The sequence below is a fragment of the Mumia spirodelae genome (genome assembly GCF_050632745.1).
Classification (GTDB): Bacteria; Actinomycetota; Actinomycetes; order Propionibacteriales; family Nocardioidaceae; genus Mumia.
Genome location: NZ_JBODSD010000001.1, coordinates 1,861,602 through 1,883,990, shown reverse-complemented (window position 1 = coordinate 1,883,990; position 22,389 = coordinate 1,861,602). Strand labels below are relative to the sequence as shown.

The 22,389-nt window shown below is 72.9% G+C and carries 28 protein-coding genes and 1 riboswitch; of the genes, 5 read left to right on the top strand and 23 right to left on the bottom strand.

Annotation, left to right across the window (positions count from 1 at the left end):
* Window positions 1-12: 12 nt before the first annotated feature.
* From rplT to infC, 3 genes are read right to left on the bottom strand one after another with little or no spacing between them, the layout of a single operon-like run.
* Complete coding sequence (rplT, locus tag ACQSSQ_RS09210; RefSeq protein ID WP_431326731.1) at window positions 13-408, bottom strand: 50S ribosomal protein L20; 396 nt, start codon at window positions 406-408, stop codon at window positions 13-15.
* Between the two features lie 50 nt (window positions 409-458).
* Window positions 459-656 (bottom strand): large ribosomal subunit protein bL35, encoded by a 198-nt coding sequence (locus tag ACQSSQ_RS09205; RefSeq protein WP_220344670.1) that lies wholly within the window; start codon window positions 654-656, stop codon window positions 459-461.
* A 1-nt stretch (window position 657) separates the two neighbouring features.
* Complete coding sequence (gene infC / locus ACQSSQ_RS09200) at window positions 658-1,443, bottom strand: translation initiation factor IF-3 (protein ID WP_431326730.1); 786 nt, start codon at window positions 1,441-1,443, stop codon at window positions 658-660.
* A gap of 170 nt (window positions 1,444-1,613) precedes the next feature.
* On the opposite strand from infC, the gene ACQSSQ_RS09195 reads away from it, so the two are divergent.
* Window positions 1,614-2,687 (top strand): GNAT family N-acetyltransferase, encoded by a 1,074-nt coding sequence (locus tag ACQSSQ_RS09195; RefSeq protein ID WP_431326729.1) that lies wholly within the window; start codon window positions 1,614-1,616, stop codon window positions 2,685-2,687.
* A gap of 69 nt (window positions 2,688-2,756) precedes the next feature.
* Window positions 2,757-3,029, top strand: coding sequence for a DUF4333 domain-containing protein (locus tag ACQSSQ_RS09190; protein WP_431326728.1), 273 nt, complete (start codon window positions 2,757-2,759; stop codon window positions 3,027-3,029).
* Window positions 3,030-3,037: 8 nt separating this feature from the next.
* On the opposite strand, the gene ACQSSQ_RS09185 is transcribed toward ACQSSQ_RS09190, so the two are convergent.
* The gene (locus ACQSSQ_RS09185) at window positions 3,038-3,511 is read right to left on the bottom strand and encodes an SseB family protein (protein WP_431326727.1); all 474 of its coding nucleotides are present in this window, start codon (window positions 3,509-3,511) and stop codon (window positions 3,038-3,040) included.
* A 65-nt stretch (window positions 3,512-3,576) separates the two neighbouring features.
* On the opposite strand from ACQSSQ_RS09185, the gene ACQSSQ_RS09180 reads away from it, so the two are divergent.
* Window positions 3,577-4,023: a hypothetical protein gene (locus ACQSSQ_RS09180; RefSeq protein WP_431326726.1), complete on the top strand. Its 447-nt coding sequence runs from the start codon at window positions 3,577-3,579 to the stop codon at window positions 4,021-4,023.
* 131 nt (window positions 4,024-4,154) lie between these two features.
* Here ACQSSQ_RS09180 and ACQSSQ_RS09175 read toward each other — a convergent pair whose 3' ends face one another.
* The 9 genes from ACQSSQ_RS09175 to rpe all read right to left on the bottom strand — a co-directional run bounded on the left by ACQSSQ_RS09175 (window position 4,155) and on the right by rpe (window position 10,940).
* Window positions 4,155-4,616, bottom strand: coding sequence for a PH domain-containing protein (locus ACQSSQ_RS09175; protein WP_431326725.1), 462 nt, complete (start codon window positions 4,614-4,616; stop codon window positions 4,155-4,157).
* Window positions 4,613-5,458, bottom strand: a complete 846-nt coding sequence (gene hisG, locus ACQSSQ_RS09170) for an ATP phosphoribosyltransferase (protein WP_431326724.1) — start codon at window positions 5,456-5,458, stop codon at window positions 4,613-4,615. Before hisG ends, ACQSSQ_RS09175 begins: the two co-directional genes overlap by 4 nt.
* A gap of 100 nt (window positions 5,459-5,558) precedes the next feature.
* On the bottom strand, window positions 5,559-5,822 hold the full coding sequence (locus ACQSSQ_RS09165; protein ID WP_431326723.1) for a phosphoribosyl-ATP diphosphatase: 264 nt from the start codon (window positions 5,820-5,822) through the stop codon (window positions 5,559-5,561).
* 6 nt (window positions 5,823-5,828) lie between these two features.
* The gene (gene ribH, locus ACQSSQ_RS09160) at window positions 5,829-6,302 is read right to left on the bottom strand and encodes a 6,7-dimethyl-8-ribityllumazine synthase (protein WP_431326722.1); all 474 of its coding nucleotides are present in this window, start codon (window positions 6,300-6,302) and stop codon (window positions 5,829-5,831) included.
* The gene (locus ACQSSQ_RS09155; protein ID WP_431326721.1) at window positions 6,299-7,627 is read right to left on the bottom strand and encodes a bifunctional 3,4-dihydroxy-2-butanone-4-phosphate synthase/GTP cyclohydrolase II; all 1,329 of its coding nucleotides are present in this window, start codon (window positions 7,625-7,627) and stop codon (window positions 6,299-6,301) included. Before ACQSSQ_RS09155 ends, ribH begins: the two co-directional genes overlap by 4 nt.
* Window positions 7,624-8,319 (bottom strand): nicotinamide riboside transporter PnuC, encoded by a 696-nt coding sequence (gene pnuC / locus ACQSSQ_RS09150; protein WP_431326720.1) that lies wholly within the window; start codon window positions 8,317-8,319, stop codon window positions 7,624-7,626. The genes ACQSSQ_RS09155 and pnuC overlap by 4 nt, the downstream gene beginning before the upstream one ends.
* A complete protein-coding gene (locus ACQSSQ_RS09145; RefSeq protein ID WP_431326719.1) occupies window positions 8,316-8,921 on the bottom strand; it encodes a riboflavin synthase in 606 nt (201 codons plus the stop codon). Before ACQSSQ_RS09145 ends, pnuC begins: the two co-directional genes overlap by 4 nt.
* The gene (gene ribD / locus ACQSSQ_RS09140; RefSeq protein ID WP_431326795.1) at window positions 8,921-9,943 is read right to left on the bottom strand and encodes a bifunctional diaminohydroxyphosphoribosylaminopyrimidine deaminase/5-amino-6-(5-phosphoribosylamino)uracil reductase RibD; all 1,023 of its coding nucleotides are present in this window, start codon (window positions 9,941-9,943) and stop codon (window positions 8,921-8,923) included. The genes ACQSSQ_RS09145 and ribD overlap by 1 nt, the downstream gene beginning before the upstream one ends.
* 122 nt (window positions 9,944-10,065) lie before the next feature.
* Window positions 10,066-10,194, bottom strand: a riboswitch (FMN riboswitch).
* Between the two features lie 74 nt (window positions 10,195-10,268).
* Window positions 10,269-10,940: a ribulose-phosphate 3-epimerase gene (gene rpe / locus ACQSSQ_RS09135; RefSeq protein WP_431326718.1), complete on the bottom strand. Its 672-nt coding sequence runs from the start codon at window positions 10,938-10,940 to the stop codon at window positions 10,269-10,271.
* Between the two features lie 39 nt (window positions 10,941-10,979).
* Between rpe and ACQSSQ_RS09130 the strand changes: the two genes are divergently transcribed.
* Window positions 10,980-11,714, top strand: a complete 735-nt coding sequence (locus ACQSSQ_RS09130) for an SDR family oxidoreductase (RefSeq protein WP_431326717.1) — start codon at window positions 10,980-10,982, stop codon at window positions 11,712-11,714.
* Window positions 11,715-11,772: 58 nt separating this feature from the next.
* Here ACQSSQ_RS09130 and ACQSSQ_RS09125 read toward each other — a convergent pair whose 3' ends face one another.
* Window positions 11,773-13,146: an RsmB/NOP family class I SAM-dependent RNA methyltransferase gene (locus tag ACQSSQ_RS09125; RefSeq protein ID WP_431326716.1), complete on the bottom strand. Its 1,374-nt coding sequence runs from the start codon at window positions 13,144-13,146 to the stop codon at window positions 11,773-11,775.
* A complete protein-coding gene (gene fmt, locus ACQSSQ_RS09120) occupies window positions 13,139-14,065 on the bottom strand; it encodes a methionyl-tRNA formyltransferase (RefSeq protein ID WP_431326715.1) in 927 nt (308 codons plus the stop codon). Before fmt ends, ACQSSQ_RS09125 begins: the two co-directional genes overlap by 8 nt.
* A gap of 74 nt (window positions 14,066-14,139) precedes the next feature.
* Between fmt and ACQSSQ_RS09115 the strand changes: the two genes are divergently transcribed.
* Complete coding sequence (locus ACQSSQ_RS09115; RefSeq protein WP_431326714.1) at window positions 14,140-15,195, top strand: S66 family peptidase; 1,056 nt, start codon at window positions 14,140-14,142, stop codon at window positions 15,193-15,195.
* Between the two features lie 22 nt (window positions 15,196-15,217).
* Here ACQSSQ_RS09115 and ACQSSQ_RS09110 read toward each other — a convergent pair whose 3' ends face one another.
* The 8 genes from ACQSSQ_RS09110 to ACQSSQ_RS09075 form a co-directional block, all read right to left on the bottom strand.
* Window positions 15,218-17,272: a primosomal protein N' gene (locus ACQSSQ_RS09110; protein ID WP_431326713.1), complete on the bottom strand. Its 2,055-nt coding sequence runs from the start codon at window positions 17,270-17,272 to the stop codon at window positions 15,218-15,220.
* Window positions 17,273-17,372: 100 nt separating this feature from the next.
* Complete coding sequence (gene metK / locus ACQSSQ_RS09105) at window positions 17,373-18,566, bottom strand: methionine adenosyltransferase (protein WP_431326712.1); 1,194 nt, start codon at window positions 18,564-18,566, stop codon at window positions 17,373-17,375.
* A 63-nt stretch (window positions 18,567-18,629) separates the two neighbouring features.
* Entirely contained in the window at window positions 18,630-19,850 is a 1,221-nt protein-coding gene (gene coaBC, locus ACQSSQ_RS09100; RefSeq protein WP_431326711.1) for a bifunctional phosphopantothenoylcysteine decarboxylase/phosphopantothenate--cysteine ligase CoaBC, read from the bottom strand.
* A 24-nt stretch (window positions 19,851-19,874) separates the two neighbouring features.
* Window positions 19,875-20,171 carry a DNA-directed RNA polymerase subunit omega gene (gene rpoZ, locus ACQSSQ_RS09095; protein WP_431326710.1) on the bottom strand — a complete coding sequence of 99 codons (297 nt, stop codon included), beginning with the start codon at window positions 20,169-20,171 and terminating at the stop codon, window positions 19,875-19,877.
* A gap of 9 nt (window positions 20,172-20,180) precedes the next feature.
* Window positions 20,181-20,804, bottom strand: a complete 624-nt coding sequence (gene gmk, locus ACQSSQ_RS09090; protein ID WP_431326709.1) for a guanylate kinase — start codon at window positions 20,802-20,804, stop codon at window positions 20,181-20,183.
* Complete coding sequence (gene mihF, locus ACQSSQ_RS09085; protein ID WP_431326708.1) at window positions 20,797-21,117, bottom strand: integration host factor, actinobacterial type; 321 nt, start codon at window positions 21,115-21,117, stop codon at window positions 20,797-20,799. The genes gmk and mihF overlap by 8 nt, the downstream gene beginning before the upstream one ends.
* A gap of 119 nt (window positions 21,118-21,236) precedes the next feature.
* Window positions 21,237-21,803 (bottom strand): hypothetical protein, encoded by a 567-nt coding sequence (locus tag ACQSSQ_RS09080; protein ID WP_431326707.1) that lies wholly within the window; start codon window positions 21,801-21,803, stop codon window positions 21,237-21,239.
* A gap of 172 nt (window positions 21,804-21,975) precedes the next feature.
* Window positions 21,976-22,338: a hypothetical protein gene (locus ACQSSQ_RS09075; RefSeq protein ID WP_431326706.1), complete on the bottom strand. Its 363-nt coding sequence runs from the start codon at window positions 22,336-22,338 to the stop codon at window positions 21,976-21,978.
* Window positions 22,339-22,389: the final 51 nt, after the last annotated feature.

The following is a 22,389-nucleotide window of genomic DNA, read 5'->3' as shown; positions in this document are numbered from 1 at the left end:
GAAGCCGCCTGGTCAGGCTGCGGCGTCCGACGCCTTCGGCTTGTTGACGTCGTCCGGAAGGCTCGCCTTCGCGGTCTCGACCAGCGCAGCGAACGCGTTCGGGTCGGTGACGGCGAGGTCGGCGAGGATCTTGCGATCGACCTCGACACCGGCCAGACGCAGGCCCTGGATGAAGCGGTTGTAGGTCAGGCCGTGCTGACGGACACCGGCGTTGATGCGGGTGATCCAGAGGCGACGGAAGTCGCCCTTCTTCGCACGGCGGTCACGGTAGCTGTAGACCAGCGAGTGCGTGACCTGCTCCTTGGCCTTGCGGTAGAGACGCGAGCGCTGTCCGCGGTAGCCGGATGCGCGCTCGAGCGTCTCGCGACGCTTCTTCGCTGCGTTGACGGAACGCTTGACGCGTGCCATGGGTTACTCCTCGTTCGGTGTGTCTCGGGTGCGGCGTGCAGGGGCTCGGCTCAGAGGCCGAGCATCTTCTTCACGCGGGGGACGTCAGCCTTCGCGATCGGCTGGTCGCCGCTCTCGAGTCGGGTACGCGCCGTGTTGGACTTCTGCATCAGGTGCGTACGACGACGGCCGTGCTTGTGCACGAGCTTGCCGGTGCCGGTCACCTTGACGCGCTTCTTCATGCCCGAGTTGCGCTTCATCTTCGGCATCTCATGCCTCCATGTCTGGGTCGATGTTCTCCGAGCGCTTGCGCGGCTTCTTGGCCGACACAGGCTGCTCGCTCGCCTCGCGCTGCGCCTTGTCGAACTCTCGGTCGGCGTTGCGCTCGGCTTCCCGCTCGGCCGCGAGGCGATCCTTCGCCTCCTTGGCCTCGACGCGGGCTTCGGACTTCTTCTTGTGGGGAGCCACGACCATCGTCATGTTGCGGCCGTCCTGGCGCGGGGCCGCCTCGATGAAGCCGAGCTCCTCGATGTCGCCCGCAAGACGCTGCAGGAGACGGAAGCCGAGCTCGGGACGGCTCTGCTCGCGACCACGGAACATGATCGTGATCTTGACCTTGTCGCCCTGCTTGAGGAACCGCTCGACGTGACCCTTCTTGGTGTCGTAGTCGTGCTGGTCGATCTTGGGGCGGAGCTTCATCTCTTTGATGATGGTGTGGGTCTGGTTGCGCCGGGACTCGCGTGCCTTCTGGGCGGCCTCGTACTTGAACTTGCCGTAGTCCATCAGGCGGCAGACCGGCGGGCGGGCCGTCGGTGCGACCTCGACGAGGTCGAGGTCGGACTCCTGGGCCAGCCGCAGCGCATCGTCGAGTCGGACGATGCCGACCTGTTCGCCGTTGGGACCGACGAGGCGCACCTCGTTGGCGCGAATGCGGTCGTTGACGCGCAGCTCTGTGGTGATGGGTCCTCCTGGGTTCGTACCGGTTCGGTCGTCGTGCGACGACCACCGTGAACGAAAAATGGCCTTCGCTTGCGAAGCGAAGGCCACGGTCTCCACGCACGAGGTGCGCTGCCCCTCGGCGACCCGGAGGACGCCTCGGTGGCAAGAACCCGACGATCCGAAGATCGCCCAGGTGGGAGTGGTCTCCACTTCGACGGTCAACAGTAGCAGACCGCCAGAAGGGACCGAAATCCCGCGGCAACCGTCACGATCTCGTGCGGTAACCCGTGCGCGCGAGGCTGGATCCTCTGCTCTACCGCGTCCGCGCCACCATCAAGGACCGTCCGGGAGTCCTCGCGTCGCTCGCCCGGTCCTGCGGCGAGGCCGGCATCAACATCCTGAGCCTGCAGGTCTTCCCGTCGCACGACGGGGTGACCGACGAGCTGGTCGTCAGCGTCGGGCAGGGCTGGACCGAGGTCCGCGTCCACGAGCTCGTCGTCGCCGTCGGCGGGGAGCAGGTCAGCGTCACCCGGTGCACGGCCCGCTCGCTGCACGACGCCCCGACCAGCTATCTGCAGGCCGCGGCCCGGGTCGCCGACGGGCGCGCCCGCCTGAGCGAGGAGCTCGCGCGCCTGCTCGAGACCGATCCGCCCGACGTCGCCGACTACGCCGGTCACGACACGATCACGTTCGGCGAGGAGTCCGTCGCCCGCGCCGTCCCCTTCAGCCCCGCCGAGCGGGCGCGGGCACGGGCGCTGATCGACCTGGTCGACACGCTCGCCACCCGCCCGGCGACGGTGACCGCGCGGGTCGGCGCGAGCCGCCGAGACGCTCCGGCGACGTCCGTCCCGCGCCCGCCGCGGGACGTGCGTGCCGGCCGCCCGGCGGAGGGCCCGCACGTCCGCCCCGCGACGCCGGAGGACGTGCCCCTGCTGGTGGACCTCCACGGCCGGTGCAGCGAGGACACGCTCTACCACCGCTACCACGCGCCGATGTCCGGTGTGATCCATCGCCGGATGGCGCGACGGCTGGCGGCACCGGTCGGCGGTACGGCGGTGGTCGCGGAGGCCGGGCGCGTGGTCGTCGGTCACGCGATGGCCGTCCCCCTCGACGACGAGAGCCCCGGGACCTGGGAGCTCGGCGTCGTCGTCGAGGACGCGTGGCAGCGGCGCGGGGTCGGCACGTCCCTCGTGCGCCACGCCGCGCGGCTCGCACGGGCGGGCGGAGCCGACGAGGTCGTCCTCGTCACCCAGCCCGGCAACGACGCCGTCCTGCGGACGATCGGACGCGCCGGCTTCCTCGCGCGGATCGCCCGCGCCGACAACACGGTCCGGATCACGGTCGACGTCGGACTTTGTTAGGCTGCCGCGCGTCCCGGCCCCCCACGGGACCACGACCGAGGAGCAGCCCTGAGGATCCCCGTCCGCATCGTGGCCGTCTGCTGCGCCGCTCCCCTGCTCGCCGCGTGCGGGAGCGAGCCGATCGACGCAGCGCGCCTCGAGCAGCGCATCAAGACCGGGTACGAGCGCCAGGTCGACGGCGCGTCCGTCCAGTCCGTCACCTGCCCGGCGTCCCTCAAGCGGGAGCCCGGCGTCACGGCGACGTGCCGTCTGACCCTCGCGACAGGCGTCTCGGGGACGGTCGAGATCCGCGTGCGCGACGACAAGAAGATCGAGTGGAAGGTCGCCGGCGCCGCCGGCTGACCCCTCGCTCAGGGCTGGCGCGTCCAGCCCCACGAGCCGCCGACCACGACCAGCGCGTCGCCGGCCGCGAGGTGCTGGAGGTCCTCGGTCTCGACGACCGCCCGCACCGGGCCGGCGAGGTCGAGCAGCAGTGCCGTCGCGCCCTCCGCGAGCGCGGCGCGCGCCGCGTCACGGGCCCACACGGGCACGGGACGGGCGTCGGGTCTCCAGCGCTGGAGCGACGCGAGCGCGCTGAACGCGAGCAGGCCCTGACGGCCGTCCGCCCCGGTCAGCATCACGGTGGCCATGTCGGCCTCCTTGTCACCCTCGGCCGCGGTCTCCCCGCGCACCGCGACGACGGGGACGAGCAGCCGCGCCCGGTCGAGCGCGACCAGCACCGGCCCGAGGTCGCCGTCGGCTGCGTACGTCGTCAGCGCCGCGGCGAGGCCGGGATCGACGGAGCCGTCGTCGCCGGGGAACGCGGGTTCAGCCAGGGATGCCACGTCCTCCACGCTAACCGGTGGCCCGAGGGGGTTCCCGAGCGAGGTCCGTGGGGCAGACTGGAGGCATGACCGCCGATGCCGTCACCTTGCTGCCCTGGGCCGCCCTCCTCTCCGCGATCGCGGGGTTCTTCGCGTGGCGCGCGTGGAAGGCCGGCGACCGTCCGGCGGTGGTCCGTCGGATCGGCTGGGCGCTGGTCCCGTGGGCCCTGTGGCTCGTCGGCGCGCTAAAGCTGGTGGTCCGCATCGGGTCGGCCGTCGCGGACTGGGCGGCGGGCTTCGTCTTCCGCCCGAGCGTCTGGCTCGGGATCGCGGTGGCCATCGTCGCGGTCGTGCTGATCGTCATCGGCTCGCGCGGGCGGACGAAGGCTCGTGCGGTCGGGTCGAAGGGCTCGCCCGCGAAGCCTGCGGTCGGCGGCGCCAAGGCCGCGCCGGCGAAGCGGGCGAAGGGCGGCGCGGAGGACGACGAGTTCGCCGACATCGAGGACATCCTGCGGCGGCACGGGATCGAGTAGCCGCCGCCGTACGACGCCGTACGACGCCGCGTTGGTCCGTCCGTGGTCACCCGACGCGCGCCGGTGACCACGGAGGAACCGACGCGCAGGGGTCAGACCCGCGTCACCGACGCGCAGGGGTCACACCCGCGTCACCGGCCGGCTTCGAGGATCCGCTCGCGCAGGTACCAGACGGCGTCGCGTGCCCGCGGACCGTCCGACGCCGGGATGCCGATCATCATGATCCGCCGGTCGTCGCGGGTCTCCAACGACGGCCACGGGGACCCCGACGAGAACGAGACGTCCACGATCTCCGACCACCGCAGATGGTGGGACCGGTAGCCGTTGCGGACGTGCACGCCGTCGTCGTCGGCGATCACGCGGCTGCGCCCGATCCCCCAGAGCACGGCGTCGGAGACCAGGAGGAACAGGACGAGGGTCCCGGTCTGGAGCCACGTGAACTGCGAACGCACCTCCGCCGGCAGCGTCAGCGCGATCGCGAAGAACAGCACCCACAGGCAGAGGATCGCCACGACGGCGACGACGCGGGGGCCGACCGGACGGAAGACCCGCCGCCCGTCGGCCGGCACGTCGCGGGGCGCGTCGGAGCTCACAGCCGGCACGCCAGGATGTCGGTGACCAGCGTCCCGCGTGCGCCCAGCGCCCACAGCTCGTCCATGACCTTCTGGGCGGCGTCGCGAGGCACCATCGAGCGGACCGCGACCCACCCTTCCCGATGAAGGGGCGACACCGTCGGCGACTCGATGCCGGGGGTCAGCGCCACCGCGGCCTCGACCTGCTCGACGCGGATGTCGTAGTCCATCATCACGTAGGTCCGCGCGACCAGGACGCCCTGCAGGCGGCGCTCGAACACCGCGAAGCCCTCCGGCGCCGGACGGTCCTTCGGACGGATCACGACCGCCTCCGAGGCGAGGATCGGCTCGCCCACGATCTCGAGGCCGGCCTGCCGCAGCGTGGACCCGGTCTCGACCACGTCCGCGATCAGGTCGGCCACGCCGAGGCGTACCGACGACTCGACGGCGCCGTCGAGGCGGATCACCTTCGCGTCGAGGCCGCGCTCGTCCAGCCACGCGCGCACCACGGTGGGGTACGAGGTGGCGATCGTGCGGCCGCGGAGGTCGTCGAGGGTGCTCAGTGCGCCGACCGGCGCGGCGAAGTGGAAGCTCGAGGCTCCGAAGCCCAGGGACAGCACCTCGTCGGCCGCGGCACCGGAGTCGAGCAGCAGGTCGCGGCCGGTGAAGCCGACGTCGAGCGTGCCCTCCCCCACGTAGATCGCGATGTCGCGCGGACGGAGGTAGAAGAACTCGACGTCGTTGTCGGCGTCGAGGGTGACGAGGTCCCGGCTGCTGCGGCGCTGGCGGTATCCCGCCTCGACGAGCATCTGGGCAGCGGACTCCGACAGCGAGCCCTTGTTGGGTACGGCGACTTTCAGCATGGCGGTCTTCCCGGTTCGGTTCTGGTGCTCGCCGGGCGACGGGGCCCGGCGGACGTCTGGGGTCGAGGGCACGGGCAAGGGCGACGGGGCGGCTTGCCCGTCACAGATGCGCGTAGACGTCGTCCAGCGTCAGTCCCTTGGCCAGCATCATCACCTGCACGTGGTAGAGCAGCTGGCTGAGCTCCTCGGCCGCCCGCTCCGGGGTCTCGTGCTCGGCCGCCATCCACGACTCGGCGGCCTCCTCGACCAGCTTCTTGCCGATCGTGTGGACACCGCCGTCGAGCTCGGCGACGGTGCGCGAGCCCTCGGGGCGGCTCACCGCCTTGTCGCTCAGCTCAGCGAAGAGCGCGTCGAAGGTCTTCATCGGGGCCTAGCGTACCGAGGCGAGGACGCGAGCCGTCGCGACGGCTGCCTGTGCCGCCTCACGCCCCTTGTCCTCACGGCTGTCGGCGAGCCCCGCCCGGTCCAGTGCCTGGTCCTCGTCGTCGCAGGTCAGCAGTCCGAAGCCGACCGGGACGCCGGTCTCGAGCGCGACCCGCGACAGTCCGTCGGTCGCGGCCTGGCACACGTACTCGAAGTGCGGCGTGCCGCCACGGATCACGACGCCGAGCGCGACGACGGCGTCGTACCCGCTGCGGGCGTACGCCTGCACGACCGGCGGCAGCTCGAACGACCCGGGCACGCGGACGAGCGTCGGCTCGGGGCAGCCCATCTCGGCGAGCGCCTTGGTCGTCCCGCCGATGAGGCCGTCCATCACGACGGTGTGCCACGACGAGGCGACGATCGCGACCTTCAGGTCACGTCCGTCGGTGCTCGCCAGGTCCGGGGACCCCTGTCCGCTCATCGTGCGCCCTCCTTGGCGTGCACCGTCGTCGTCTGCTCGGGCTTCGTCTCCACAGCCATCTCCTCGATCTCGACCAGGTCCGGCAGGTGGTGACCCATCCGCTCGGCCTTGGTCTGCAGGTAGCGCAGGTTGTCATCGGTCGGGGTGATCGCCAGCGCGACGCGCTCGGCGACCGAGATCCCGAAGCGCTCGAGCGCCTCGACCTTGTCCGGGTTGTTGGTGAGCAGGCGCACCGACGTGATGCCGAGGTCCCGCAGGATCTGCGCCCCGTCGGCGTAGTGCCGGGCGTCGATCGGCAGTCCCAGCGCGAGGTTGGCGTCGACGGTGTCGCGGCCGGCGTCCTGCAGCGCGTACGCCTGCAGCTTGGCGAGGAGCCCGATCCCGCGGCCCTCGTGCCCGCGCAGGTAGACGATGACGCCGGCACCGTGCTCGGTCACCGCGGCCATCGACGCCTGCAGCTGCGGGCCGCAGTCGCAGCGCTGCGATCCGAGCACGTCCCCGGTCAGGCACTCGGAGTGCACCCGGACCAGGACGTCCGTGCCGTCGCCGAGGTCGCCGTGCACGAGGGCGACCTGCTCGTTGCCGTCGACCACGTTGCGGTAGCCGTACGCGGTGAACGTGCCGAACTCGGTCGGCAGACGCGTCTCGACCTCGCGCGCCATCTGCGACTCGTGGCGACGTCGATAGGTGATGAGGTCCTCGATCGAGATCATCGCGAGGTCGTGCTCGTCGGCGAACTCGCGCAGGCGCGGCGCCCGCATCAGGCTGCCGTCGTCGTTGATGAGCTCGCCGATGACGCCGGCGGGCGTGAGACCCGCGAGGCGGGTCAGGTCCACCGCGGCCTCGGTGTGCCCCGGACGCGCCAGCACGCCGCCGGGCTTCGCGCGCAGCGGGAGGATGTGCCCGGGCTGCACGAGCTCGCGCGGCTCCGTCGCCGAGTCGGCGAGCACGCGGACCGTGTGGGCACGGTCGGCCGCCGAGATGCCGGTGGTCACGCCGTCGCGGGCGTCGACGGAGATCGTGTACGCCGTCTTGAGCCGGTCGCGGTTGTGCGGGGTCATCAAGGCGATGCCGAGCCGGTCGAGGATCTCCCCCGTCACGGGCGCGCAGACGTAGCCGCTGGAGTAGCGGACCATCAGCCCCATCAGCTCCGGCGTCGCCTTGCTCGCGGCGAAGATCAGGTCTCCCTCGTTCTCGCGCCCCGGGTCGTCGACGACCACGACCGCCTTGCCGGCCGCGATGTCGGCGATGGCCCGCTCCACGGTGTCCAGGCGTACGGCGCCCAGCTCGTCGTACGGGTCGGTCTCGAGCCTCTGGTCGCTCATGCCACTGCCTCCGTCTCCTGTCGGTCCACCCTCGGTGCCTCGTCGCGAGCCGCACGCAGCCACACCACAAAGCCCCAGACGACGAAGCCCGCGTAGACCGCGTACAGCGCCGCCGAGGGGTAGTACTTGAAGTAGATGAGCTCGGGGACGCCGACGAGGTCGACGGCGATCCACACGAGCCAGAAGTCGACCCACCCGCGCGCCATCGCGAAGGTCGCGAGGATGGAGCCGACGAAGATCCACGCGTCGGCGACGTAGTACCAGTCCGGAGCCGGCCATCCCGCGCCCACCTGCGTGAAGAGCCACGCGCAGAAGACGACGCCGACGAGGCCGGCGACGAGGTACGCCGCGCGCTCGCGGTGCGTCGCCCAGCGCGGGACGACGGCGGGTGCGTCCGGTGCGCTGCGCGTGCTGCGCCAGCGGTACCAGCCGTACACCGACACCGCGATGAAGAACACCTGCCGTGCCGCCTGCCCGAACAGCGGCGCACCCTGGCCGCCGAGAGCGGTGCCGACGAAGACCGTGAACAGCAGCACGTTGCCGACGATGCCGACCGGCCACGCCCACACCTTGCGCCGCATGCCGCCGATGGCGGACGCGAGCCCGAAGCCGTTGCCGACGATCTCGCGCCACGCGATCGCGTGCCCGCCGATCGTCAGATGGGCGTCGTACAGGTCGGCGAGGAGACTCATGCGCGCTCGCCTCCGCCCGAGGCGAGCATCTTCTCGACGTACTTCGCGAGCACGTCGACCTCGAGGTTCACGGGGTCGCCGGGCTGCTTCGTGCCGAGCGTGGTTGCGGCGAGCGTGGTCGGGATCAGCGAGACGGTGAAGGTCTCGTCGTCCACGTCGACGACCGTGAGCGACGTGCCGTCGACCGTGATCGAACCCTTCGCGACGAGGTAGCGTCCGAGCTCGGACGGGTACGCGACGGAGACGACCTCCCAGTGCTCGCTCGGTGTGCGGGCGGAGATCGTGCCGGTGCCGTCGACGTGGCCCTGGACCACGTGTCCGCCGAACCGGCCGTCGGCCCGCATCGCGCGCTCGAGGTTGACCGGGTCCCCGACCGCGAGTGCGCCGAGGGAGGTCTTGTCGAGCGACTCCTTCATCACGTCGACGGTGAACGTCTCCGCGTCGTGGTCGGTGACGGTCAGGCAGCAGCCGTTGACGGCGATCGAGTCGCCGTGCCCGGCGTCGGAGACGACCAGCGGGCCGCGCACCGTGAGCCGGATCGCGTCGTCCTGCTCCTCGATGCCGGCGATGCTGCCGAGCTCCTCCACGATTCCGGTGAACATCAGGAGCCTTCCTTCCTGGTGGGTACGGCCCTCCGGGGATGGGCGGTCAGCCGCACGTCGGGGCCGATCCGGGTGACGTCGACGAGGTCGAGCCGGAGGGTGTCGGCGATGGTCTCGATGCCCGTCCCGCTCAGGGCGGTGGCCCCGGCACCGAGCAGGGCCGGCGCGAGGTACGCCACGACCTCGTCGACCCGACCGGCGGCGAGGAATGCGCCCGCGAGACGCGGACCGCCCTCGAGCCAGACATGGCGGATCTCGCGCTCGGCCAGCGTGGCGAGGGCGACGTCGACGTCACGGGTCGCCAGGTGCAGGAACGGCGCCTCGTCGTCGCGTACCCGGGCGTCCGGTGCGATCGCGCGCTCCCCCATCACGACGCGGGTGGGCTGCACCTCGTACGGGAGAGGGGCGTCCTCGTCGTCGCGCAGCGTGAGCCGCGGGTCGTCGGCGACCACGGTGCCGGTGCCGACGAGGATCGCGTCGCAGGCGCTGCGCAGGCGCTGGACGTCGAGGCGTGCGTCGGGGCCGGTGATCCAGCGGCTCGACCCGTCGGCGGCGGCGCTGCGGCCGTCCAGCGTCGCCGCGAGCTTCCACGTGACGTAGGGGCGTCCGGTGCGTACGGCGTGGGTCCACGCGACGTTCACCCGCTCCGCCTCGTCGGCGAGCACGCCGCCCTCGACGTCGACCCCCGCCGTACGCAGCCGCGCGGCACCGCCCGCGGCGAGCGGGTTCGGGTCGTCGGCCGCGTACACGACCCGGGTGACCCCGGCAGCGATCAGCGCCTCCGAGCACGGACCCGTACGGCCGGTGTGGTTGCACGGCTCGAGGGTCACGACCGCGGTGGCGCCCCGCGCGGCGGCGCCTGCGCGGGTCAGCGCGTCGACCTCGGCGTGCGGCGTACCCGGGCCGCGATGGGCTCCCACCGCGACGACCGTGCCTTGCGGGTCGAGCAGCACGCAGCCGACCCGCGGGTTGGGCAGCGCGTTCGCGACCGCCTCGCGCGCGGCGTCGAGCGCGCGGCGCATCGCCGCCAGCTCGTGGTGATCGGCCACCGGACCGCCCTTCCGTCGTCATGACGCGGGCTCCGGGGTCGACGAGACGAACGCCCCCACCGCGACGGACGGCGTCGTCCCACGGCAGAGGTGTTTGCGCGATCCTCCCATCCGGACTTTCACCGTCGGTCCTGGAGTTCCACCAGGTCAACCAGTCACCCGAAGGCTTCTGGGTCGCGGACTGTCACCGCCGGCTCGGAATTGCACCGACCCCGGAGCACGCAATGCTCTTGAGCCCAGTGTACGAGCGTGGGCGAGCAGCGCGGGTCGGGGTCCGTCCTGTGGGACGACGCGGGCGTCAGGCCTCCCGGTGCGTGGCCGCCGCAGCCTGGTCGCGCAGCTGGTCCACCATGGCCGCGGGATCGTCCGCGCCGAACACCGCGGAGCCCGCGACGAAGGTGTCGGCGCCGGCCTCCGCACAGCGCTCGATCGTGCTCGCGGAGACGCCGCCGTCGACCTGCAGCCAGATGTCGCCGCCGTGCTTGTCGAGGAGCGCCCGCGTCCGGCGGATCTTCGGCAGCATGATGTCGAGGAACGCCTGCCCGCCGAAGCCCGGCTCGACCGTCATCAGCAGGACCATGTCGAGCTCGGGGAGGAGATCCTCGTACGGCTCGATCGGTGTCGCCGGCTTCAGCGCCATCGACGCGCGGGCGTCCTTCGCGCGCAGCTCGCGGGCGAGCCGCACGGGCGCCGCTGCCGCCTCGACGTGGAAGGTCACGCTGCGGGCACCGGCCTCGGCGTACGCCGGCGCCCAGCGGTCCGGGTCCTCGATCATCAGGTGGGCGTCGATCGGCGTGGCGGTGACCTTGTCGATCGCCTCGAGGACAGGGAGGCCCAGCGTGAGGTTGGGGACGAAGTGGTTGTCCATCACGTCGACGTGCAGCCAGTCGGCGTTGGCGATCCGCGTCACCTCGCGCTCGAGGTTGGCGAAGTCGGCGGAGAGGATGCTCGGCGAGATGCGCAGGCCCATGGGCGCCAGGCTAGCCGGGTACGCCGATACGCTGGTCACGTGAGTCCCACGGGTGCCGCCGTCGTGACCGGGGCCTCGCGTGGCCTCGGTGCCTTCATCGCACGTCGCCTGGCGGCCGACGGCCGGCCGGTGGCGGTCAACTACCGCTCGGGGCGGGACGCCGCCGAGGCCGTCGTCGAGGAGATCCGCGCGGCCGGAGGGGTCGCCGAGGCGTTCGGCGCCGACGTGGTCGACGAGGACGCGGTGACCGGGATGTTCGCCGCGATCGAGGACCGTCTCGGACCGGTGACCGCCGTCGTCGCCAACGCGACCGGGCCGCAGCCCCCGGCGGGCGTCGAGGAGCTCACGTGGCGGGACCACCTGGACCAGCTCGAGTTCTTCGTGAAGAGCCCGACGCTGCTCGTCCAGGCCGCGCTCCCCGCGATGCGCGCGGCGGGCGGCGGCCGCGTGGTGCTCATCGGGTCCGACATGACCGCGCGGGCGCTGCCGCGGGCGTCGGCGTACGTGGCGGCGAAGACCGCCCAGGTCGGCCTCACGAAGGTCTGGGCCAAGGAGCTCGGCCCGTACGGCGTCACCGTGAACCTCGTGCAGCCGGGATGGATCCCCGTCGAGCGGCACGCCGGCGCCGACACCGCGGCGTACGAGGCGGAGGTCCCGATGGGACGGATGGGCACCCCCGACGACGTCGCGGCGATGGTGGCGCACCTCGTCTCCGACGCCGGGGGCTTCGTGACGGGGCAGCAGATCACGGTCAACGGCGGCCACGTCCTCTGACGGCGGCTCTACCTGACGCGCCGTACCGCGGCCCTACCTGACGCGCCGCACCGCGGCCCTACCTGACGCGCCGCACCGCGGCGACGAACATCCCATCCGTCCCGTGCAGGTGCGGCCACAGCTGCACGTACGGCGCGGAGCGCTCGAGGTGGGGGACGCCCGCGAGCACCGCGGTCGCGTCCACGACCTCGACGTCGTCGCGCGACCCCACGACAGCCTCCACGACGTCACGTGTCTCCTGCAGGTGCGGCGAGCACGTCGCGTACGTCACGACTCCCCCGACCCGCGCCAGGTCGAGGGCGTGGTCGAGGAGCTCGCGCTGCAGCACGGTCAGCCCCTCCAGGTCGGACGGCTGCCGTCGCCACCGCGCCTCCGGTCGCCGGCGCAGCGCGCCGAGCCCGGTGCACGGAGCATCGACGACGACGCGGTCGTACGCGGTCCCGGTCTCGAGCGTGCGCCCGTCCTCGACCGACACGTCGGTGTTGTCGAGCAGCCGCACCGCCGAGCGGACGAGCTCGGCCCGGTGCGGCGTCACCTCGTTGGCGAGCAGCCGTGCCCCGCGCCCCTGCGCGAGCGCCCCGAGCAGCGCCGCCTTGCCTCCCGGACCGGCGCACAGGTCCAGCCAGTCCTCGTCCGGCCCGTCGAGAGCCGCCGACGCACCAGCGATCGCGACCAGCTGCGACCCCTCGTCCTGGACACCGACGCGGCCGGCCCGCACGGCAGGCACCGCACCGGGATCACCTCCGGCGAGCCGGAACGCGTACGGCGACCACTCCCCCGCCTCGCCGTCGAGCCCGTCGAGGTCGTGCGCCTCGGCCAGCCCGGGACGGGCGACCAGCGTCACCTGCGGCGGCGCGTTGTCGGCCGCCAGCAGGGCCGGCAGCTCGGCGTCCGCGGCCTCCCCCAGCGCGTCGCGGAACGCCTCCACCACCCAGCGGGGGTGGGCGTGCACGACCGCGAGGTGGCCGATCGGGTCCTCGTCGTACGCCGGGGCGACCCGTGAGACCCACGTGTCGAGGTCCGCGTCGGCGACGCGGCGCAGCACCGCGTTGACGAACGACGCGGGGCGGTGGCCGACGACGGCGCGCGTCAGGTCGACGCTGGTCGACACCGCCGCGTGGCTCGGCACCCGCATCGCGAGCAGCTGGTGCGCGCCGAGACGGAGGACGTCGCGTACCGGCGCGTCGATCCCCTTCGGCGCGAGGGTGTCCAGCACGGCGTCGTAGGTGCGCGAGCGCCGGATCGTGCCGTGGGTCAGCTCGGTCGTGAACGCCGCGTCCCGCCCGGCGATGCCGTTCTCGCGCAGCAGGCCGGGCAGCAGCAGGTTGACGTAGGCGTCCTTCTCGTCCACGGCACGCAGCACCTCCCACGCGACCCGGCGCGTGGGGTCGACGCGCTGCCGCGTCTGCGGGCGGTCGCGCCGCTCAGCCAAGGCGCTTCCCCGACTCAGGACGGACCCCACGGGCCCAGTCGGCGGCGGCCATCGGCTTCTTGCCGTGCGGCTGCACGTCGCCGAGGAGCACGTCGGCGGTGCCGGTCCCGACGCGTACCTCGTTCTTGCTCACGCCCAGCTCCCCGGGCGCGAGCCCGCCCGCGCCGTCGAGCACCGTGACCGGGCCGACCTTGAGCCGCTCCCCCTCGTACGTCGTCCACGCCCCGGGAGCCGGCGTGCAGCCGCGGATGCGGCGGTCGACGCCGAACGCCGGAGCCGTCCAGTCGATGTGGGCGTCCTCGGTGGTGAGCTTCGGCGCGAAGGAGAGCCCGTCCTCGGGCTGGGTCCGTGCCTCGATGTCACCGAGCGCGAGGTGGTCGATCACGTCGACCAGCAGGCCGGACCCCACGTCGGCGAGCCGCGCCAGCAGCGTGCCTGCCGTGTCGTCGGGCCGGATCCGCTCGGTCAGCAACCCGAACACCGGTCCCGCGTCGAGCTCGGGGACCAGCGAGAACACCGACGCGCCGGTGACCTCGTCGCCCGCGATGAGCGCGTGCTGCACCGGCGCGGCGCCGCGCCAGGCCGGCAGGACGGAGAAGTGCAGGTTGACCCAGCCGAGCCGCGGGATCGCCAGCACGTCGGCCGGGATCAGCCCGCCGTACGCGACCACCGGAGCGCAGTCCGGGGCGATCTCGCGCAGCCGCGCGACGAAGTCGGGATCGCTCGGGCGCGGGGGCCGCAGCACCTCGAGGCCGAGCTCGAGCGCCCGCTCGGCCACCGGCGAGGGGCGCAGCGCACGGCCGCGGCCGGCGCGGGCGTCCGGGCGGGTGACGACGGCGACGACCTCGTGGTCGCTGTCGACGAGGGCATCCAGTGCGGGCAGCGCGACCTCGGGGGTCCCGGCGAAGACGAGTCTCACGGCACCCAGCGTAGGGGGCGGCTCCGCGGCGAAACCCGCTCGCTCTCCCGCGCCGGGGGTGATGGGGTGGCGTCATGGACCACCCGACGCACACGATCGTCCGTCCCCCGAAGCCCCGGCAGGGTGACAAGGTCGCCGTCCTGTCCCCGTCGTGGGCGGCGCCGGCGCACTTCCCCGCGATCCACGAGCAGGCCATGGTCCGGCTGCGGGAGCTGACCGGCCTCGAGCCGGTCGAGTACCCGACCACGCGAGCCGACTCCTCTCCCGAGGCACGTGCGCACGACCTCAACGCGGCGTTCGCGGACCCGGAGATCCGTGCCGTGCTCGCGACGATCGGCGGTGACGACCAGATCACCGTCGTACGCCACCTCGACCCGGCGCTGGTCCGGGCCGACCCGAAGCCGTTCGTCGGCCACAGCGACAACACGAACGTCTTGAACTGGCTGTGGGTGAACGGGGTCGCCGGGTTCTACGGCGGATCGACCCAGGTCCATCTCGGCGCCGGACCGGGCCCGGACGCGGTGCACGCCGCCTCGCTGCGCGCAGCCCTGCTCTCCGGCGGGACGATCGAGCTCAGCGAGCCGGGCGAGTCCGAGGACACCGGGCGACCATGGGACGACCCCGCCGCCCTCACGTCGTACGGCGAGCGCGAGGCAACCGAGCCGTGGACGTGGCACGGGCCGGGGCGGACGGTGTCGGGACGCACGTGGGGCGGATGCCTCGAGGTGCTCGAGTGGATCCTCACCGCCGACCGCTTCCCGCTCTCGCCCGCCGTGCTCGACGGCGGCGTCCTGCTCGTCGAGACCTCCGAGGAGCTGCCGTCGGCCCAGGCTGTCGGACGCATCCTCCGGTCGATGGGCGAGCGCGGCCTCCTCGCCGCGGTCGACGCGGTGCTGGTGGGACGACCGCCGACGTCCGACCTCGAGGTACGCCCGCCGGCCGACGAGCGGCGTCGGCTCCGCGAGGCGCAGCGAGACGTCGCCGTCGCGACGATCGCCGCGTACAACCCGGACGCGGTCGTCGTGGTGGGCATCCCCTTCGGGCACACGCGGCCGCAGTGGATCCTCCCGTACGGCGGCACCCTGACGGTGGACGGTGTCGGCCGCCGGGTGGTCGCCGACTACGCGTGAACCGGGCGGCGCTGCCGGGCGCTCAGCCGAGCGACTGCGGATCGATCGCGACCCGGTAGGGGCGCAGCTTGCGCACGGACCGCTCCGACTGCGCCACCTGGAGCCGTCGCGCCAGGGCAGCACCCTCGGGGCGGGGCACGGCGACGATGAGGCGCCCCCACGGGTGCTCCTCGTCCTCGTCGGCAGGGCGCAGCTCGACCGGACCGAGGACCTGGGCAGGCTGCGGCCAGGGACCGTTCGCGAGCGCGCGCAGGGCGGGGAGCTCGCCCTCGATCGCGGCCAGGCGCACCGCGGGCGGCAGCCGGGTGTCGCGTCGGGCGACCAGCTCGCGCTCGGCGTGCCCGACCGGGTCGGCACGCACCAGGGCTTGCAGCACCGGCAGCCCGGGATCGCCGACCGCGACGACCTGGCCCCCGTCCGCAGCCGGCCGCACGAGCGCCGCGGCGTTGAGCCACCGGCGCAGCGACTCCTCGTGCGTGCGCAGGTCGGGTCGGGACAGCGCCACGCCAGTGTCCAGGAGCAGCGCAGCCGCGTAACCGCCCTCGGCCCGCGGCTCGGCCCCGGGCGTCGCGACGACGATCGCGGGCTCGTCCGGGACGGAGCGCAGGACCGCGTCGCCGACCGAGCTGCGCACCCGCACTCCCGGGAACGCGCGCCCGAGCTCCTCGGCCGTCCGTCGCTCCCCCGACACCGGAGCGCGCAGCCGCCGGCCCCCGCACTCCGGGCACGCCCAGTCCGCGGCTGTCCTTCCGCACCACCGGCACCGTGGATCGTCTCCGGGACGGTCCTGGCTCAGCGGCCCCGTGCAGTGCGGGCAGCGGGCGGGCGTACGGCAGTCCTGGCAGGCGAGCGCCGCACGGTAGCCGGCCCGCGGCACCTGGACGAGCACGGGCCCGACCGCGAGACCGGACCGCACCGCACCGAAGGCCGCACCCGGGATGCGCGCGGCCTGGAGCGCGCCCGCGCCGGCGTCGACGGAGATCCGGGGCCAGCGCGCGCGGCGCACGGTCATCGTCGCGGTGAGCGAACGGCACCAGCCCGAGTCGACGAGCTGCTGCGCCTCGGCCGTGCGCGCGTAGCCGCCGACCAGCACCGCGCACCCGGCGTCCCACGCCCGGGTGAGAAGGACCTCCCGGGCGTGCGGGTACGGGGCTCGAGGCTCGGCGAGCAGGTCGTCGCCGTCGTCCCACACCGCGACCAGCCCGAGGTCGTGGACCGGGGCGAACGCGGCCGCGCGCGTGCCGACGACGGCGCGGACCTGACCCCGCGCGAGCGCCAGGAAGGCGGCGTAGCGGGCGGACGGGCCGAGATCGGCGGTGAGGACCACGTGTCTGCCCTCGCCGAGGACCTCGGTGAAGACCGCGTCGGCGCGCGCCACGTCGGACACGTCGGGAAGGCACACGACGGCCCCGCGACCCGAACGCAGCGTGGCATCGACCGCCTGGGCGAGCGCCCGCTCGGGCGGCTCCGGCGGCACGGCGCTCCACACGGCGCGGGGACCACCGCCCTCGGCGATCGCGCGGACGAAGTCGACACCCCCGTCGTACGCCGTCCACGCGTCGTCGGCGGCCGGGCCGAGGGGGTCGGTGGCGACCTCTCGGGGCGGCTTCTTCTCGGTGCGGGCGTGCCGCGGCGGGACGGCGAGCCGGACGACGTCGGCGAAGACGCCCGCGTAGCGGTCGGCGACCTCGCGGCACAGCCGCACGACGTCCGGGCGCAGGACCACCTCGCGCGACAGCACACGGCCGAGCCTCCCGAGCCGGCCGGTGTGCTCGGTCGTGGCCGCCCGCTCCAGGACGAAGCCGCCGACCTGCTTGCCCGCGAAGCGCACGGTGACCCGGCACCCCGGCACGGCGTCCTCGTCGAGGTCGGCCGGCACGAGGTAGTCGAACGGGCGGTCGAGGTGCGCGAGGCTCACGTCCGCGACCACCCGAGCAATCGGCAGGCGCTCGGCCGCACCGACGAAGCGCGGGTCACCGTCGGGCGCCGGGGACGCAGACGGCGCCGGTGCAGGCTCTCCCGTCTCAGGGATGGCCACCTGCACCAGCGCCGGCTGTGCGTCGTGGGTGTCCGTCACCAGGTAGTTCTACCAAGCAGGACGGACGTCGTGCGTGCTCGTCCCCAGGCAGCGCCCGCGACCAGGTCGGGCGCCTGCGCCTGGGGACGTCGCAGCAGCGTCAGACTCCCGCGGCGGCGCGCAGGGCCTCCGCCCGCGTCGTCGCCTCCCAGGTGAACTCGGGCAGCTCGCGGCCGAAGTGCCCGTAGGCCGCGGTCTTGGCGTAGATCGGGCGCTTCAGGTCGAGGTCGCGCACGATCGCCGCCGGACGCAGGTCGAAGACCTCGTCGACGGCCGCCACGATGCGCTCGAGCCGGACGGTCTCCGTGCCGAACGTGTCGATGTAGAAGCCGACCGGGTGCGCCTTGCCGATCGCGTACGCGACCTGGCACTCGACCCGCTTGGCGAGGCCGGCGGCCACGATGTTCTTGGCGACCCAGCGCATCGCGTACGCGGCCGAGCGGTCGACCTTGCTCGGATCCTTGCCGGAGAAGGCGCCACCGCCGTGACGGGCCATGCCGCCGTAGGTGTCGATGATGATCTTGCGGCCGGTGAGTCCGGCGTCGCCCATCGGTCCGCCGATCTCGAAGCGACCCGTCGGGTTGACCAGCAGACGGTAGTCGGCGTGGTCGATGTCGAAGCCGTCGAGGACCGCGTCCACGACGTGCTTCTTGATGTCGGGCGTCAGCATCGCGTCGAGGTCGATGTCGGCGGCGTGCTGCGTCGAGACCACGACGGTGTCGACGCGGACCGGGCGGTGGTCGTCGTCGTACTCGATCGTCACCTGGGTCTTGCCGTCAGGACGCAGGTAGGGAACCGTACCGTCCTTGCGGACCGCGGTCAGGCGCTCGGCGAGGCGGTGCGCGATCGTGATCGGCAGCGGCATCAGCTCGGGCGTCTCGTCGCTCGCGTAGCCGAACATCAGGCCCTGGTCGCCGGCGCCCTGGAGGTCGAGCGGGTCGGCCGAGCCCTCGGCACGCTCCTCGTAGGCCTTGTCGACGCCCTGCGCGATGTCGGGCGACTGCTGACCGATGGTCACGGTGACGCCGCAGGACGCACCGTCGAAACCCTTGGTCGAGGAGTCGTAGCCGATCTCGAGGACGCGGTCGCGTGCGATGCGGGCGATGTCGGCGTACGCCTTCGTCGTCACCTCGCCACCGACGAGGACCAGGCCCGTCGTCACGAACGTCTCGCAGGCGACACGCGACTGCGGGTCCTGCGCGAGGAGCGCGTCGAGCACGCTGTCGCTGATCTGGTCGGCGATCTTGTCCGGGTGACCCTCGGTCACGGACTCAGAGGTGAACAGGCGGCTCACAAGGGTTCCTTTCAGCAGCCGGTTGGCGAGTCGATCAAGCCTATACCGCAGCGGGCACGCGGATCAGCCCTTGTCCGCGCGTTGGCCCACGGTGTCCCAGATGGCGTGGGCGACCGTGATCTTGGGCCCGAACGGGATCTCGGTGGCGCTCCCGTCGCGGCCGAGGACGACGACCTCGTTCTCAGGGCGATCAAAAGCCTTGCCCTCGCTGACGTCGTTGACCACGAGGTAGTCGCAGCCCTTGCGGGCGAGCTTGGCGCGGGCATGCTCGAGCACCCCGGCGGTCGCGTCGCCGGTCTCGGCGGCGAAACCGACGATCACGGGCGAGGCGGAGTCGCCGCGCTCCTGCACGAGGTCGCGGAGGATGTCGGGGTTCTGGACGAGCGTGATGTCGGGCACCGACCCTGCGTCGTCCTTCTTGATCTTGGCCGTCGCGACCGAGGCGGGACGGAAGTCGGCGGGCGCGGCGGCCATCACCACCACGTCGGCCGACCCTGCGCGCTCGAGCATCGCGTCGTGCAGCTCGGCGGTGGTCTCGACACGGACGACGTCGACGCCGGCCGGCACCGGGACCGACACGTTCGCCGCGACCAGGGTCACCTTCGCACCGCGGGCGACGGCGGCCTGCGCGATCGCCATCCCCTGGCGGCCCGAGGAGCGGTTGCCGAGGTAGCGAACAGGATCGAGGTACTCGCGGGTGCCGCCGGCGCTCACCAGCACGCGGACGTCGGCCAGGTCCGCCGGTGTCGTCTCGCCACGCTCGAGGACCGCGAGCGCCGCCTCCACGACGTCGGCGGGCTCGGGCAGACGCCCCTTGCCGCTGTCCTTGCCGGTCAGCCGGCCGACCGCGGGCTCGAGGACCACGACGCCGCGCGACCGCAGCGTCGCCACGTTGGCCTGCGTGGCCGGGTGCTCCCACATCTCGGTGTGCATCGCCGGCGCCATCACGACCGGGCAGCGCGCGGTGAGCAGCGTGTTGGTCAGCAGGTCGTCGGCCAGGCCGTGCGCGGCCTTCGCAAGGAGGTCGGCGGTGGCCGGCGCGACCACGACGAGGTCGGCACCCTGCCCGATCGCGACGTGCGGGACCTCGGGGACCGACGTGAACACGTCGGTGCTCACCGGCTGTCCGGACAGCGCCTCCCATGTGGGGGCGCCGACGAACTTCAGCGCCGCCGCGGTCGGCACCACGCGGACGCGGTGGCCGGACTCGCTGAAGCGGCGGAGGATCTCGGCGGCCTTGTAGGCGGCGATTCCGCCGCCTACGCCGAGGACGACCGTGCTCATCGGGCTCGTGACGCCGTCAGCAGGTCAGGCCTGCGCGGCGTCCTGCTCCTCGGCGTCGGCCGCAGGCTCGGGCTCGGTCTGCAGCAGCCCGCCGTCGATCTCGCGCAGCGCGATGGAGAGCGGCTTCTCCTGGACGTGGGTGTCGAGAAGGGGGCCGACGTACTCGAGGAGGCCCTCGCCGAGCTGGGCGTAGTACGCGTTGATCTGACGGGCGCGCTTGGCGCTCACCAGGACGAGCTCGTACTTCGAGCCGACCTTGCCGAGCAGGTCGTCGATGGGCGGGTAGGTGATGCCTTCAGGGGCAGCCTGGGTGCCGGACACGTGGTGGCCTCACAAAACAGTCGTGGGTGTTCCCCGAACGATGTCGGGGGGATTCTCGATCAATGCTACCAACTCGGCACACGCCTGGCGGACGTCGGCGTTGACGATCGTCACGTCGAACTCCTCCTCCGCCGCGAGCTCGACCTTCGCGGTCTCCAGCCGGCGCTCGCGCTCGGCCTCGCCCTCGGTGCCGCGGCCGACGAGCCGGTTGACGAGCTCGTCCCACGACGGGGGCTTCAGGAAGACGAACAACGCCTCGGGCATCGCCTCGCGGACCTGGCGCGCGCCCTGCAGGTCGATCTCGAGAAGCGCGGGCGTCCCGGCGGCCAGGTGCTCGTCGACCGGGCCGCGGGGCGTCCCGTAGCGGTTGGCGCCGTGCACGACCGCCCACTCGAGCATCTGCCCCTCGGTAACGAGGCGGTCGAAGTCGTCGTGGCTCACGAAGTGGTAGTGCACGCCGTCGACCTCGCCCGGGCGCGGAGCACGGGTCGTCGCCGACACCGAGATCCAGATCTCGGGGTGCTCGGCACGCACGCACGCGGCGACCGTGCCCTTGCCGACGGCGGTCGGCCCCGCGAGCACGACGAGCCGGCGAGGAGCCGGTCCGTGGGCGGGGCTCGCCGCGTCAGCCACGGTTGGCGAACTCGTGCTCCAGCGCCGCGATCTGCTTGACGCCGAGGCCGCGGACGCGCCGCGACTCCGCGATGCCGATCCGCTCCATCATCTGGCGGGCACGCACCTTGCCGAGGCCGGGCATCGACTGCAGGAGGTCGTAGACCTTCATCTTGCCCACCACGTCGTTCGTCTGGCCCTCCTCCAGGACCTCCGACAGCGACGCACCGGAGTGCTTGAGACGGTTCTTGATCTCGGCGCGCTCACGGCGCGCGGCCGCCGCCTTCTCCAGCGCGGCCTGGCGCTGCTCAGGGGTGAGCGGAGGAAGAGCCAACGTGGGTCACCTCGTACGGGTCGGGTCGATTCAGAGAACTTAGCGAGGGCTTCCGCGCAGCGGCAACACGAAGTCACCGGCTCGGCGCGGGTCGCCGACAGCCTAGTAGGCGTCCCGGCTCACGGCGCGGAGAGGTCGACGCGGCACGCGCGCCGCACCTGGGCGACCACCGTCGCGCGCGCCTCGGGGACCCGCCGCTGGCTCCGGACGGTCCTGCGCAGAGCGACGCGCTGCTCCGGGGAGAGGCTCGAGGTGACGTCCGCGTCGGCCAGGTCCTCGAGCCTCAGCCCCGCGCTCGCGACCCCTCGACGGAGGTCGACGAGGCTGGTCCGCAGCTCGTCCCACTGCGCCGAGACGCGACGCGGTGCGTGGGCGCGGGCAGCGTCGACGGCGGCCACGGTCTCCCGCAGGCCGGCGTCGGTGAGGAAGGCGTCGCGCCCGAGTGCCGCCAGCCGGTCGCGGTGGGCGACGACGGCGTCGCAGTACGGCGACGAGACCGGGGCGGGCGTCGCCGTCGGCGTCCCCGTCGGCGCGGCCGCCGTGGTGGTGGCCGTGGTGGTGGCCGAGGCGCCCGCCGCCTCCGGCATCTCCTGCTCTCGGTCACCGCCTCCGGTGCAGCCTGCGGTCAGGACGAGCAGGACGGCGGCGGGGGCGGCCGCGGCGGAACGCAGCGTACGACGGGGCATCCGGAGTCCTCCCTCAAAGACCGGACTCAGAGTGTCAATCCGAGATGCGTCTCGGATGCAGCACCTTAGCCCGGATCACCGCGAAGGAGAAGGCGGTGGGGAGGCGACGCCCAGGGCAGGGCGGCAGGACGGCCCTCCCCCGGCAGAGAGGGCCGACCCGAGGTCGCCAGGATCAGTTGCCGAGCTCGTCCATGTTGATGTCGCAGTCGTCCTTGACCTGCTTGTCGAGCGCCTTGCCGGCCTTCTCGACGGCATCGGCGTCGACGTCCTCGACGTTGCCGCTCTGCATCGACTCGAACGACGAGATCAGGGTGTCCCAGTTCTCCTTGGTCTCGCCCGAGGCCTCGTCGCGGACCTTCTTGAGGCTGTCGACCGCGGCGTCGATGTCGGACTCCGCATCCATGCTGCTGAGCTTCTTGCCGGCCGACTTCACGGCGTCGCAGTAGGAGTCGCTGCTGTTGCCGCTCCCCCCGCATCCGGCGAGGGTGGCGACGGCCAGGGTGGCTGCCGCGAGGGCGAACGTGAGACGGCGCATGGGTGCTCCTTGTCGTGCGGCCGCTCTGCGGCCAGGTAGGTCGTTCGGGAT

Excerpts from the sequence above, each read along its gene's own strand:
- ACQSSQ_RS09145 (WP_431326719.1), bottom strand. The coding sequence starts at position 8,921 with ATGTTCACCGGAATCGTGGAGGAGCTCGGCAGCATCGCCGGCATCGAG.
- hisG (WP_431326724.1), bottom strand. The coding sequence starts at position 5,458 with ATGCTGAAAGTCGCCGTACCCAACAAGGGCTCGCTGTCGGAGTCCGCT.
- coaBC (WP_431326711.1), bottom strand. The coding sequence starts at position 19,850 with ATGAGCACGGTCGTCCTCGGCGTAGGCGGCGGAATCGCCGCCTACAAG.
- ACQSSQ_RS09080 (WP_431326707.1), bottom strand. The coding sequence starts at position 21,803 with ATGCCCCGTCGTACGCTGCGTTCCGCCGCGGCCGCCCCCGCCGCCGTC.
- ACQSSQ_RS09115 (WP_431326714.1), top strand. The coding sequence starts at position 14,140 with ATGGACCACCCGACGCACACGATCGTCCGTCCCCCGAAGCCCCGGCAG.
- ribH (WP_431326722.1), bottom strand. The coding sequence starts at position 6,302 with ATGAGCGGACAGGGGTCCCCGGACCTGGCGAGCACCGACGGACGTGAC.
- rpe (WP_431326718.1), bottom strand. The coding sequence starts at position 10,940 with ATGGGCCTGCGCATCTCGCCGAGCATCCTCTCCGCCGACTTCGCCAAC.
- ribD (WP_431326795.1), bottom strand. The coding sequence starts at position 9,943 with ATGCGCCGCGCGCTCGACGCCGCGCGCGAGGCGGTCGCGAACGCGCTG.
- rplT (WP_431326731.1), bottom strand. The coding sequence starts at position 408 with ATGGCACGCGTCAAGCGTTCCGTCAACGCAGCGAAGAAGCGTCGCGAG.
- ACQSSQ_RS09075 (WP_431326706.1), bottom strand. The coding sequence starts at position 22,338 with ATGCGCCGTCTCACGTTCGCCCTCGCGGCAGCCACCCTGGCCGTCGCC.
- ACQSSQ_RS09165 (WP_431326723.1), bottom strand. The coding sequence starts at position 5,822 with ATGAAGACCTTCGACGCGCTCTTCGCTGAGCTGAGCGACAAGGCGGTG.
- ACQSSQ_RS09180 (WP_431326726.1), top strand. The coding sequence starts at position 3,577 with ATGACCGCCGATGCCGTCACCTTGCTGCCCTGGGCCGCCCTCCTCTCC.
- pnuC (WP_431326720.1), bottom strand. The coding sequence starts at position 8,319 with ATGAGTCTCCTCGCCGACCTGTACGACGCCCATCTGACGATCGGCGGG.
- ACQSSQ_RS09155 (WP_431326721.1), bottom strand. The coding sequence starts at position 7,627 with ATGAGCGACCAGAGGCTCGAGACCGACCCGTACGACGAGCTGGGCGCC.
- ACQSSQ_RS09205 (WP_220344670.1), bottom strand. The coding sequence starts at position 656 with ATGCCGAAGATGAAGCGCAACTCGGGCATGAAGAAGCGCGTCAAGGTG.